Origin of the sequence: Patiriisocius marinistellae, from assembly GCF_009014635.1 — a bacterium.
Classification (GTDB): domain Bacteria; phylum Bacteroidota; class Bacteroidia; order Flavobacteriales; family Flavobacteriaceae; genus Patiriisocius; species Patiriisocius marinistellae.
In genome coordinates this window covers 169,971-183,310 of sequence record NZ_BKCF01000001.1, presented here as the reverse complement: position 1 = coordinate 183,310, position 13,340 = coordinate 169,971, and the positions used below count along the sequence as shown (strand labels likewise).

General features: G+C 36.2%; 8 protein-coding genes. 4 read left to right on the top strand and 4 right to left on the bottom strand.

Annotated features, from left to right (window positions below):
- Positions 1–2 precede the first annotated feature (2 nt).
- On the top strand, positions 3–2,186 hold the full coding sequence (locus tag GB234_RS00840) for a T9SS type A sorting domain-containing protein (RefSeq protein WP_151892614.1): 2,184 nt from the start codon (positions 3–5) through the stop codon (positions 2,184–2,186).
- Positions 2,187–2,385: 199 nt separating this feature from the next.
- Here the strand turns inward: GB234_RS00840 and GB234_RS00835 are convergent, their stop codons facing one another.
- Positions 2,386–5,799, bottom strand: a complete 3,414-nt coding sequence (locus tag GB234_RS00835) for a DUF8818 domain-containing protein (RefSeq protein WP_151892613.1) — start codon at positions 5,797–5,799, stop codon at positions 2,386–2,388.
- A 198-nt stretch (positions 5,800–5,997) separates the two neighbouring features.
- Here GB234_RS00835 and GB234_RS00830 point away from each other — a divergent pair, with 198 nt between their 5' ends.
- The 3 genes from GB234_RS00830 to GB234_RS00820 all read left to right on the top strand — a co-directional run bounded on the left by GB234_RS00830 (position 5,998) and on the right by GB234_RS00820 (position 9,014).
- Positions 5,998–6,762, top strand: coding sequence for an exodeoxyribonuclease III (locus GB234_RS00830; RefSeq protein WP_151892612.1), 765 nt, complete (start codon positions 5,998–6,000; stop codon positions 6,760–6,762).
- 140 nt (positions 6,763–6,902) lie between these two features.
- Entirely contained in the window at positions 6,903–7,895 is a 993-nt protein-coding gene (locus GB234_RS00825) for an OmpA family protein (RefSeq protein ID WP_151892611.1), read from the top strand.
- 78 nt (positions 7,896–7,973) lie between these two features.
- Positions 7,974–9,014: an aldo/keto reductase gene (locus GB234_RS00820; protein ID WP_151892610.1), complete on the top strand. Its 1,041-nt coding sequence runs from the start codon at positions 7,974–7,976 to the stop codon at positions 9,012–9,014.
- Between the two features lie 90 nt (positions 9,015–9,104).
- Here the strand turns inward: GB234_RS00820 and GB234_RS00815 are convergent, their stop codons facing one another.
- The 3 genes from GB234_RS00815 to GB234_RS00805 are packed head-to-tail and all read right to left on the bottom strand — an operon-like array spanning position 9,105 to position 13,316.
- The gene (locus GB234_RS00815) at positions 9,105–10,313 is read right to left on the bottom strand and encodes a lipase family alpha/beta hydrolase (protein ID WP_151892609.1); all 1,209 of its coding nucleotides are present in this window, start codon (positions 10,311–10,313) and stop codon (positions 9,105–9,107) included.
- Between the two features lie 7 nt (positions 10,314–10,320).
- The gene (locus GB234_RS00810) at positions 10,321–11,904 is read right to left on the bottom strand and encodes a GMC oxidoreductase (protein ID WP_172966822.1); all 1,584 of its coding nucleotides are present in this window, start codon (positions 11,902–11,904) and stop codon (positions 10,321–10,323) included.
- Positions 11,905–11,951: 47 nt separating this feature from the next.
- On the bottom strand, positions 11,952–13,316 hold the full coding sequence (locus GB234_RS00805; protein WP_151892608.1) for an acyl-CoA dehydrogenase family protein: 1,365 nt from the start codon (positions 13,314–13,316) through the stop codon (positions 11,952–11,954).
- Positions 13,317–13,340 lie beyond the last annotated feature (24 nt).

The following is a 13,340-nucleotide window of genomic DNA, read 5'->3' as shown; positions in this document are numbered from 1 at the left end:
ATATGAAATTTACAAACTACATGATGGCTTTAGGATTACTGGCAACGGTAAGCTTAACGGCTCAAGAAGTGCAGCAGTATCCTGCGAATGAATACGGCATGATGGAAGCACCTATTAGTGTGCCTAGTATCGCTGAACAGATGAGAACTGGTTCTTTTATCGAAGGTGACAATACTCCTAGAGAAGGTCGCCCAAAAAGACAACGAGGTAATCAAGTAGTTCCAGGAAAAGGTTCTGCAACACCAGATGGAGCGTTACAAACAGCACCTCCTATTCATGGATCTAAAGCACCTTTACTTGTTTTTGATGCAGATACAAATGCATCTGCAACACCGTCAGATCCTACGGGAGCTGTAGGCCCTAATCACTACATAGGTGCGTGGAATTCTAACTTTAGAATTTTTGACAAAACAGGAACCCCATTAACTAATGAAGCATCATTGGCTACAATTTTCCCAGGAAATAACATTGGTGATCCAATTGTATTTTTTGATCCATATATTGAAAATGAACCAGGAGAGCCAAGAGGTCGTTTTGTAATTACAGAATTTGATAGTAGTCCAAATGGATTTAATATGGCAGTTTGTCAAGGTCCAGATCCAGTTAATGATGGTTGGCATGTTTACACTACTGGATTTACAACAGGAGCATTCCCAGATTACACAAAGTTTTCTGTGTGGAGTGATGCGTATTATGTAACAGCAAATATAGGATCTTCAAATCGTACTTTTGCTGTAGAGCGTGAGCAAATGGCTCAAGGTTTACCAGCACAGCGTATTTCATTTCCATTGCCAGGTATTGCTACAAACGGTTTTTATAGCCCACACGGATTTTCTGCTACAGGAGGTTCTCAGCCTGAAAAAGGAAACTTCTCTGTAGTATATTTACAGGATGATGCTTGGGGTGGTGTAAGTGATGACCATTTAAAAGTATGGACATTTAATACAGATTGGGAAACACCTTCAAATTCTACAGTATCTGCAGCACAAGTAATTCCAACGACAGATTTTATTTCTGTATTTGATGGAGGTAATTTTGCAAACTTAGATCAACCAGGTGGAGGTGCAGATATTGATGCATTACAAGCAACGGTTATGAATCAAGCACAGTTCAGAAAATTTGATACTTATAACTCAGCATTATTAAACTTTGTTGTAGATACAGATCCTACAGGTGGCGAACTTGCAGGTATTCGTTGGTATGAGTTAAGACAAGATGCACAAGGAGAGCCTTGGTCTATTTTTCAAGAAGGTACGTATACTGCTCCAGATGGCAAAGATGCATTCTCAGGATCAATGGTAATGGATGTTTTTGGAAATATAGGGATGGCATATAGTTCTGTAAGTGATACTGAGCGAATTTCTATTCGTTACACAGGTCGTTTTGCTGATGATCCAGTTGGTCAAATGACAATTGCTGAAGATTTAATTGCACAGAGTAGTGCTAATTGTCCAGGAACTCGTTTTGCAGATTATGTACATTTAAGTATAGATCCTTTAGATGATCAAACAATGTGGCATATTGCAGAGTATTTTAATCCTAATAGGAGAGATGTTGTAGGTGTATTTAAACATGCTGCTCCAGTAACAAATGATCTAGCAGTTATTAATTTAACACCTAATACAAGTGAAGGATTAACTGATAGTGAAGTAATAACAATTGAAGTTCAAAATTATGGTACTGCTGCTCAATCTGGGTTTCCAGTTACCTATTCAATTAATGGGGGTACTGTAGTTTCTGAAACCTTTACAGGATCTGTAGCTGCTGGTGCAACAGGAACTTATAGTTTTACTGAAACAGCAGATTTATCTGCAACAGGAGATTATCGCATTGAAACTACTGCAAATAATTCTGGTGATGAAAATCCATTTAACAATGTGTATGGAGAGAATGTAGATAATGACACTGTTTTATCTATTACAGATTTACAACTTGCTAACGCTGAGATGATAGTGACCTCAAGCGATCAAAAACATTTTACAATTACATTAACAACTTCTTATAACGACATATTACCTTTATCAGTTTACGATATTGGAGGCAAAACTTTAGCTTTCAATAACTTAATCAAAGAAGGTAATAAATACCGTTACGAGTTAGATATGTCTTATGTAGCTTCAGGTGTTTACCTTATTAAATTAGGCGCTGGAGATATTGAAAAGTCTGCTAAGATTATTGTAAAGTAATCATACAGCCTTGAATAATAAAAAGGGAAGTCATTATGGCTTCCCTTTTTTTATGCCGAAATTTTAAGAGGTACAAAAATAACCGTTTCATTATACAGAGGCATGAAGATGTTTAAAGTGCTAGATACTTTAAAAAATAACCTCTCATTTCATTTTACTTCCGAAAATTTATAGGGGTTCATCTATTGTCAATCAAAGATTAAAAGAACGCTCTTAATTGTACACTTCCTGTATGGATAGTATTTGAAGTCTCGCTCTTTCTACCATTGTACGTAATGTTTGCATCAAGATACTTCGTAATTCTTTTTTGAATCAATGCTCGCCACGTAAAGTTTGTTCCTGGTTGTAATCCATCAAGCATTTGATAGGCAACTGGAGAGAAAGCACTTCCTTCAAATGCATTGTCGATATACGTAAACTCACCATTTAACGAAATTTTTTCTGCATTAGCATAGGAAAATGAAGCACCTATTTTTTGCTGGTCTAACATTTCGGCCCCATTAATAACATTGTCTTTATTAATAAAGTTGTAAAACACATCAAAACGTGTTTGAGAACTAAGTAAGTAAGAAATTTTTGGATTGAGCTCATAGGTGTCTAATCTATAATTACGGCTACTAAAATTTTCAGAAGTACTCTCTGTACTACCTGTAACACCTTTTCCGTTTACTAACCAACTCTCACCAAATTTATGGGTAAAATTCAATTGATGATTTTTAAGTCTTGATGACTGTAGTCCTAATGATTGCAAATTATCTGAGGCACTCGTTATGTAGGTGTAGCTGGTAGTATATTTTTGTTTTCCACGATTAAAGAAAATAGCATTTCTAAAACTTAACGCAAGACCTAATTGATTGTCCCCACCATCTTCAAATGGGTTAATATTAAAATCCTCATTAGCACGTCGAACTTTTCTGTCAATCGTATATGATGTTTGATTGTAAAAATGAGAAAGCACTTTTAAAAAACCACCTTTTCCATTCCATTGTTGAGGATTAAGGGTTAGAGTTTGCCCAAATTTATTCTCTCTTATTTTCTGAAATGTCTGATTAGGTAGTAATATGCGAATAAAATCTGCCTCATCTTGAAATTGTGCTATTTCAAACTCTTCTAGTTCTTGAACGCCATTATTGTTATAATCATTCCATGTATAAACCCCTTCGCCTTGGTCCACCTGCACATATGTAAAATCTTGCTGTGGAATTACGCCATTATTAGACGCAAGTGTGGTAGTGCCTCTTATAAACCCTTTAAACAATGACTGATTGTAAAGCACGCGAGCATTTAACGATTGCTCTTTCTCTTCTGTCATAGCGTCTTTAAGAGTGCGGTAATTTGCAAAAATTTCTAATTGAGAGTTTTGAGTGTTGATAAGTTTAGATTTTGCGTAAAACGTATTACTCGAGTTTACTCGTTGCACACTTCCATTTCTTAGGCTGTCATTTGTTCTATATTGATAACCTGTTTCTACAAATAATGCCGTGCTATCACCTATTCCAGCATAGACTTCATATGCGTTGTATTTTAAGCTTAACGGTGTTAATGTATCTTGTTCAATTGCTATTACCTTGTTGTCCTCAAAGCCTAATTTTGCACCCGTCCATGCCTTTTTAAACGAATAAGCACCACGAATGTTTCCTCGAGCAAATTGTGTGTCTAATAAATCACTCTCACTTTTTAAATAACTTGCTTGCCCTTGTACTTTTAAACTATCTTTTATAATGTTTCCCACAATTTCTTGACGCGTACCATCATAATTTTCTGAAAAGTTTAAATTTTGAAATGTATAATTAAAGATACCCACTCCAGGTTTTAAAATCTCAGCACCAGCAGTTATAAACCGTTGATCGCCCATTGGGTCAATAAGATTCCAATCTCTATTGAATTCAATATTATAGATACGCTCCACATTTCGGAAATCCTTATTAATAAAATTTATCGTACCTATACCGCTCACGCTTAAGCTATCTGCACTAGTGTAAATATTTTGTTTTCCTGTAAGTCGCAATGCATAGCCATCATTGTCTTCATCGTTAATATCCGAAAATAAGTTGAGATCTCTTTGACTTCCAGCAAGCTCAAAATCAATGTTTGTTTTCTCATTAGGATGAAAGCGCCCTTTAACACCACCTATTTGTAACTTAGTTGGTGCATTGATACGTACAAAAGGAGCATAATTACCCTGTTGAACTCCATTAATAGGTGCTACATATTCAAAGATACGAGTAACTGCAGATGCATCACTCAAAACATAATCGCCTTGATTTGCTCCCACAAGAGTAAAACGTACATTAAAAAGTTCATCTTCTGGATTATTGGAGAACACAAAAATTTCCTCCCCGTTAATTAGGTCTTTTTTATAAAATATTTGACCTTCAACAAATGTTGCAGGAACAGCAGAAGGCGCATTCATTAAAGACATATCATCACCTGCTTGTTGTAATACAGCTACCTGCTCTTCGCTTAGGTTTTGTTGTAATGGCTGATTTTTAGCATCATTTTCTGAATATACATACGCGCCTATGTCAAACGTGTCACTCGTATAATCACCACCACCATAGCCTATAAAACGCGTATAATTGCGCTCTGTAAATTGATAATCAACCGTAATCCGCATGTTTGAAGTAATAGGATACGTAGGGTTAAATTTAATTTCACCAGCATTATAATCAATTACATAATCTTCATTTTCACCACGTTGTACTAAAATACCATTGACATACACATTTTCACTCCCGGAAACTATCAAAACAAAAAGTTCTCCATTAGGCCCCACTAATTTATAAGGACCTTGATTTCCTTCCTGTCCCACAAATTGACTTGTTGTAAAAACCCCTCTCACTAAAGCACCCGCAGCAAACGCAGTAGTTTTTGCACCAGTAGCATGATTAATGGTGCCACCTAATGAGATTCCTTGTACTTTTTTTGTGAAATTAGCAAAGTAACTTCCTTGGTTTTGGAGGTCAACGTCACCTGCTCTAATGTTCCAATTATCGCTGTAGAGTTCAATAAAAACTTGATCAAATTCGTCAAGATTTTGTGAATAACCTCCTTCTTGAGTAGGAATGTTAGCGTCTTGAATAGAAGCACGGATAGAAACATTATCATTTAATTTTCCTGTAATTTGAAGGTCAAGTTGCGAGTCTACAACAGCATTTTGATTATTACCAATAGTGACACCACGGGATATACTACCATTAGTGTTAAGGCCATCAAAGGGAGTAAAATTATTTACACGGGTGCTTTGGTCAAGTGAATATAATTTGTCGATGGCACCTGTATTTTCAACAATTATACTTTTGTCAAATTGAAAATAGTCGCGGGTTAAAAAGTCTGGATAACGTAAATAATCAATGGTTAGTGAATCTGTTTCGGTCTTTAAAGTTTCCGAAGGGATTAAAATTGCCTTATTAAAATCAACGGTGTATTTTAAGGAATCAATCACTGTGGTACGGTCACTAAAAACTTTAAACTGTGCTGGGTTTATTGCCACACTATCAATAGTAATAGTGTCTCGCACAGCAACACGCTTTGTTTTGTAATTTGAAGTTATATCCTGCGCATACCCCATAAGGGTAAAAAAGAAAATGAGAATAGATAATTTTAACTTCATATAATAAAACCCTTTTTCTAGTATTCCTTCGGAAATTTTAAGGGGTGGGACAATACGTTGTTTGAATAACGCAGAATTTTATAATTTGTTGATTGTTTTGTGAAAACCTTTCATTTAACGACTGTGGTAAAGATACATTGTTATTTAATTTCGCATTATGTTTAATGGAGGTCACGTTTCCGAAGAAAGAAAAATAGAATGAAGATAATTTCATACAATGTAAACGGTATTCGCGCCGCAATGCGAAAAGGATTTATTGAGTGGTTACAAGCAGCAGATCCAGATGTGGTGTGTATTCAAGAAACTAAAGCCAATAAAGACCAAGTAGATATTGCCGAAATTGAAGCAGCTGGTTATCCTTTTCACTATTGGTTTAGCGCACAAAAAAAAGGGTATAGTGGTGTCGCTATTTTTTGCAAGAAAGAACCTAACCATATTGAATATGGAACGGGAATAGCCTCTATGGATTTTGAAGGTAGAACAATACGTGTTGATTATGATGATGTATCGGTAATTAGTTTGTATTTGCCTAGCGGAACTAATATAGCAAGACTCGAACATAAGTTTGAGTTTATGGCATTGTTTCAAAACTATATAAACGAATTGAAAAAGGAACTTCCCAATTTAGTAATTTGTGGGGATTACAACATTTGTCATGAAGCGATTGATATTCACGACCCAGTGCGCAATAAAAATGTGAGTGGTTTTTTACCAGTGGAACGAGAATGGATAGGCAATTTTATAGATAGTGGTTTTATTGATAGTTTTCGTCATTTTAATAAAGAGCCCGATAATTATACGTGGTGGAGTTATCGCGCAAATTCGCGCGCAAATAATAAGGGCTGGCGTATTGATTATAACATGGTATCGCAACCTTTACAAGAAAACATGCGTCGTGCCGTTATATTACCAAACGCAATGCACAGTGACCATTGCCCTTTAATGGTGGAGCTAGAATTTTAAGCTTTATTGTAGAGACGAACAAAGAAGAAAGATTTTAAACTTAAAGTTTGTCTATTTGAGCGCGGTCTAAACCTTCATTAAATAACGTTAAATGAAATGTGACGATTTATAAAATAAGAATTACCCAAAATCAAAAAAATATGAAAAATCTACTTATACTTTTAATACTTACAGCAACCTCCACTTCTTGTGTTTCTTCAAAAATTTATGATGAGTTAAAAGAAAAGAATGATGCATTGCGTGCTGAAAACCGAGAACTATCCTCACAACTAGATGGAGCATCTTCAACTGGAGAAATGGGCATTGAAAGCTTACGCAAAAATTTTAATAAATGTAAATCTGAGAAGACGAAAGCAGAAATGGAACTCAAAGCAACCAAAGAAAGTTTAGAAAGATTACAGACATCCTACGATGCATTAGCTTCAAATAGTTCGGAAAATTTAACCGAAAATATGGAGCGTAACAGAAAGCTTTTAGCCGAGCTTGAAGCTAAAGAGCGCGAACTAAATGCCAAAGAGCAAGTATTAAATGCGCAAGAACAAACTCTAGCAGCACAAACGCAACGATTACAACAAGCACAAAATGAATTAGAAAAAGGAGAACGCCGCGTAGCAGAGTTAGAGAACATTATTGCAGCAAAAGACGCAACGATGAAAGATTTAAAGAATGCAATATCAGCAGCTTTAGTAAATTTTGAGGGTAATGGTCTTACTGTAGAACAGCGTGATGGGAAAGTGTATGTGTCGATGGAAAACAAGCTCCTTTTTGAAAGCGGAAGCTGGGCTGTGAATGCACGTGGTCGTGAGGCTGTAGAGCAACTTGGAAATGTACTAGGCGAGAATAAAGAAATAGCTGTCCTCATTGAAGGGCATACAGATAATGTGCCTTATGGTGAAAAAGGATTGATCAAAAACAATTGGGATTTATCTACAAAAAGAGCAACTGCAATTGTAAATATTCTTACTGAAAATGAAACTATCCCAAAAGAAAATCTCACTGCAGCAGGACGCGGTGAATACGCACCAATTACCTCAAATGCCACTAGTGAAGGCAGAGCAAAAAATCGCCGTATTGAGGTTGTATTGACACCTAAACTAGATGAGATTAGTAAGTTGCTCGAGGGCGTGGAGTGATATAAATAATTTAATAAAAATAAATGAAGACCTTTTAAGAAACTCAATCTTGAAAGGTCTTTTTGTAACTTTGTATTTATGAAATACACCACCCTCCCAAATACAGATTTAAAAGTTTCAAAAATTTGCCTTGGCACCATGACCTGGGGAAGACAAAACACCGAAGCTGAAGGGCACGAGCAATTAGATTTTGCACTTGAAAAAGGTGTGAATTTTGTAGATACTGCAGAGATGTATTCCGTCCCGTTTACGATGGAAACTTATGGAAGTACTGAAAAAATTATTGGAACGTGGTTGGCAAAAACGGGACGAAGAAAAGATATTATTTTAGCTTCTAAAATCACAGGACCAGGCCGTGGAATTTTTGAGAATATCCGGGAGAATCTTGACTTTAGTGCCAAATCATTAGAAGATGGATTGCACCGCAGTTTAAAAAGACTGCAAACAGATTACCTTGATTTATACCAATTACATTGGCCAGAACGTGCTGTTAATATTTTTGGGGTAAGAGATTATAATCACGAGCCCAATGCAAAATGGGAAGACAACATTGCCCAAATTTTAGAGCGATTAGAAGTTTTTGTGAAAGAAGGTAAGATTAGGCACATTGGTTTAAGTAATGAAACAGCTTTTGGTGCCATGCGTTATATGGAAGAAAACCGTAACGGAAAACTTAAAATGGTAAGTATTCAAAATGCTTATAGTCTTTTACAGCGCCGTGACGACATTGCCCTTGCTGAGGTTTTACAGATGGAGAACATAGGTTATTTACCGTATTCCCCTTTAGCTTTTGGTGTGTTAACAGGAAAATATCTTAATGGCAAAATGCCTGATAATTCACGAATAAAAAATTTCCCTGCCTACTCAAGATATTCGAGCGAAACTTCAATGAAAGCAACACAAGCATATAATGAGATTGCTAAAAAGCATAATTTGAGTTTGACGCAATTAGCTTTAGCTTTTGTAAATGATCGTCCTTTTGTGACGTCAAATATTATTGGAGCAACGAACCTAGAGCAGCTTTCAGAAAATATAAACAGTATTAACGTGCAACTTTCTTCTCAAATTTTAGAGGAAATTGAAAAGGTTCATACTGCAATGCCTAATCCTGCGCCGTGATTTTAGAACGCAGTAACAGTGGCTTTCTTTAATAAAAATAAAACCCCATAGGTTAAAAATAGCCTTTGGGATTTTATGCGTTTGCAAACTTTAATTTACAAACCATTTTTGTAGTTGTACAAAAACCTCTTGATTGCTTAATAATTCAACGTGGTTGCAACCATAGACAACTAACGTTTTTTCTTTCTGAAACTTTAAATTTTTAGAAGATTTCTTATGCCTCCCCAATGCGCTTTTTAAATCCACCATTCCATCACTTTGTAATAGCTTCATTCTTTTTGTAGTTTCTTTACTTGTTACTGCTGCAATAGTATAGCAGTCAATATTTACAGGTAACGGAACGTGCGTTCTATTATCACCTTTTATTTTATGTTGATCAATATCTTGCCAATCTTCATCCAGTAAATTTCCGTAGCGCAAATCTGTTACGCCTGCGCCCCTAATTTTTGCCAAGCGCGCGAAAGGCTTTGCATAAGGAATAGTATTTAATAGTACCTCCACATAGTTACCAGCTTTTTCTAAAGGAGCGCCTTGATGCGGAGTTCCTAAAAAGAAAATTTGTTTGGTGCTTTTGGTCCACACTTGGTTTTCTTTTTGGCCATAATAGAGCGCGCTTCTTAAAACTAAGCCGCCCATACTATGAGCTATAACCCTAATTTCTTCAACAGGGACGGGCCATTTAGAAAATAATTTCTTTAAAAAAGTATTAAGCTGTTGTCCATTTTCTGAGACGTGCAATCCGCTATTGTATTTAAGATATACAGGTGTTTTATTAAAGTCTTTTGCTAAAACTGCCCCATGATTATGTTTATTGTGTGACCAGTTTTGATCATTTAAGCATGAACCATGTATCATTAATAAGATACTGCTGCCGACCTTTGGGGAAATTCTAGATATTCCCTTTTTAGTGAGATTAATATTTTTACCATTGTTTTTAAATTGCATTTCTATTTGTAGCGGATTATCAGTTCGTTTTAAATAATCACCCACCAGACCATTTAAAACAGATCTAATTCCTTCTCTCTTTTCAGTAGATTTTATATCGCTAATATATGGTGCAAATTGTCGTAAAGCTCTATCTGCGCCATTACCCATAAGTTTTGTACCCCAGCGAATATTCTTATAAACAACTCCAGCAATATTGGTTATCAAATGCTGTACGGGAGTAGAAGGCAGAAATGGCGGATGCACAATACGTTTATGCATATTCTCAACTAGATCTGTCAACTCAATAGTAGCATCAACTGTGATGCGGTTGATGCCTTGAAGTTTTGAGTCTGTGTTTTTCTTTTTTGACATAAGCCTTTTATGAAATAAGCGTATTATTTTTCTTCGGAAATTTATCCAACGCTCTTTCTGCAATGGCAGTAATAGTTAGTGAAGGATTTACCCCAGGATTTGCCGAAATCATCGCACCATCAATAACATACATGTTTTTATAACCAAACATTTTATTGTCTTTATCAATCACGCCCGTAGTTTTATCTTTTCCCATTACGGCACCGCCAAGAATGTGGGCTGTTGAGGGTATTCCTGCCAAGGTTTCTAGTGCAAATGAAGTACTTACTCCATTAATTGCTTTTTGATACGCCTTTACTAATTGAATAGATTCTGGGATAAACGGTGTGGGTGCATTACCCATGCTAACAGTTGATGTCATTTTTCCGAAAATATTCCTCTTAAATTTTAAAGTACTATCAAGCGTTTGCATAAATAGCAATACTACTGTGTTTTTTGCCCAACCGTTGACAAAATAAATTTTAAAATAGTCAACAGGGTTTTTTAAAAGTTTTATGAATGTTTTAAATAAACGGGAAAACACATTAGATCCAGTAACGTAAGGCAAGTGCGCGAGTTTCCAAGCATCAGAACCTTCGCCGTATCTACAAATTTCTAAGTGACTATTTTCATCTGTGTCGAGAATGCTACCTATGGCTATTCCTTTTGAGAAATTTTTATCTTTTTCTAATCCCGAAACACTTATCAAAGTTTCGTTATTACTCCTTATATCTTCCCCAATTTTTTCTGAAATATTAGGCAACGATTTCTGCTTCAGTTTTAATAACAATTTTACAGTCCCTAGAACGCCTCCCGAAAATATGACACCTTTCGCGGTGATTTTTTGATGCTTCCCAAAAATGCGAGTACTTCTTTTTAATGAAACTTCATAACCTTCAGACCCATTCATATTTCCGAAGGGTTGTACATTATACACTTCTTGTTCTGCTAAGATTTCTGCTCCTTGTTTTTGTGCTAGATAGAGGTAATTTTTGTCTAATGTGTTTTTTGCATTATACCTGCAACCTGTCATACACGCACCACAAAAAGTACAGCCAGTTCTATCTGGCCCTTCGCCATTAAAATAGGGGTCTTTTACTGTTTCAGCAGCTTTTCCGAAGTAAACACCTACACGAGTGGTGTCAAATTTTTTAAGGATATTTAAATCTTCGGCAACCTTTTTCAGTCCTTTATCGCCATCAAATATTTTTGGGTTTTGTGTAGCTCCCAGCATTCTCAGTGCTTCCTTGTAATAGGGTTTTAAATCTGTTTCCCAATCATTTAAGTCTTTCCAACTTCCTGAATTAAAGAAGGCTGTTTTAGGGGTAGGCAACGTGTTTGCGTAGACTAAAGAACCACCGCCCACACCCGTTCCAGAGATTATGGCAATATGTCTAAAAATGGACAACTTCATAATCCCAAAAAACCGTAAACTGGGCATCCATAACCATTTTTTAATATTCCAATTAGATTTAGGAAAATCTTTTGATTTGTACCATTTGCCTTTTTCAATTACTAATACTTTGTATCCTTTCTCTGATAACCGCAACGCACTTACTGAACCGCCGAAGCCGCTTCCTATTATTATGTAATCGTAATCTATTGTATTCATTCAATGTAGGCAAACGCTTTTAAGCTTTTTGTAAAAATACTATTACTTTAACTCACAAAAGCACTATACCCTGTGATAGCTCTTCCTACAATTAGAGAGTTAATTTCCTTTGTTCCTTCGTAACTATATATTGCCTCAGCATCTGCTACAAAACGTGCTACGTTGTGTTCTAATAATATTCCATTTCCACCCATTACTTCTCTAGCGCGGCTCACAACGTCACGGGTGCGCATTGAACAAAATACTTTTGCAAGACTAGCGTGCTCATCGGTCATTATTTCTTGATCTTGCATTTCACTTAATCTAAAACACATGGTTTGCATTGCAGTAAGATTTGCTACCATCTCCACCAAATGATTTTGAATTAACTGAAAACGTGCAATAGGTTTTCCAAACTGCTCTCTTTTTTTAGTATATTTTAGGGCATTTTCATATGCGCCTCGGGCACATCCCACCGCTTGCCAAGCAACGGCTGCTCGAGTCATTTTTAACACTTGAGCGGTGTCTTTAAAATGATCACATTTTTGTAATCTATCACTTTCTGGAATACGGCAATCTGTTAAGGTTATTAATGCGTTTTGTACGGTTCTTAGGGCCATTTTATCTGCCATCTTTTCGGCTTTGTAACCTGGATTTCCTTTTCTTACTAAAAACCCTTTTACTGCATGTGTTTTCTTTTCTCGCGCCCAGATAATAGTTACATCGCTAAAGGTGGCATTTCCTATCCATTTTTTTTGACCGTTTATAACCCATTCATCATCAATCAATTCACAAGTGGTTTCCATTCCGCCGGCTACGGCACTACCCACATTTGGTTCGGTTAAGCCAAAGGCTCCAATTGCTTCCATTTTTTGCATTTTTGGGAGCCATTCCTGTTTTTGTTCTTCACTTCCGCAGAGGTAAATACTTCCCATCGCTAATCCGGAATGCACGCCAAAAAATGTAGAAATAGACACATCTATTCTAGCCAGTTCCATTGCCATAATTCCTTCCATTAAAAAACTTTCGCCCGGGCATCCATAGCCTTTATAAGCTAATCCGCAAATATTTAACTCGGCCATTTTTGGGATGATGTGGTGTGGAAATTCAGCTCTATTCCAAAAATCATTTGCAATAGGTTTAATTTCTTTCTCCATAAACTGGCGCACCTTTAACTGAATTTCACGTTGGTGCGGAGTGAGTTTTAAACTTAAATCATAAAAATCGCCATCAATAGGAGGTAAATTATGCTGTCCTTTTCGGGCTTTGGTTTTTAGCATTCGCATAAGTCCAGCCATTTGGCGGTCGTCTAATTCACCAACGGTTTTCATTACCTCGCCTAAATCTATTTTTTGAGAAAGTTTTGCAATAGCAGCAATATCAACCGATTTTAATACGGAGAAAGTTTGTTTAATATTTTTGAATATGGACATAGGAATTAGTTTTAGTAGTGAGTA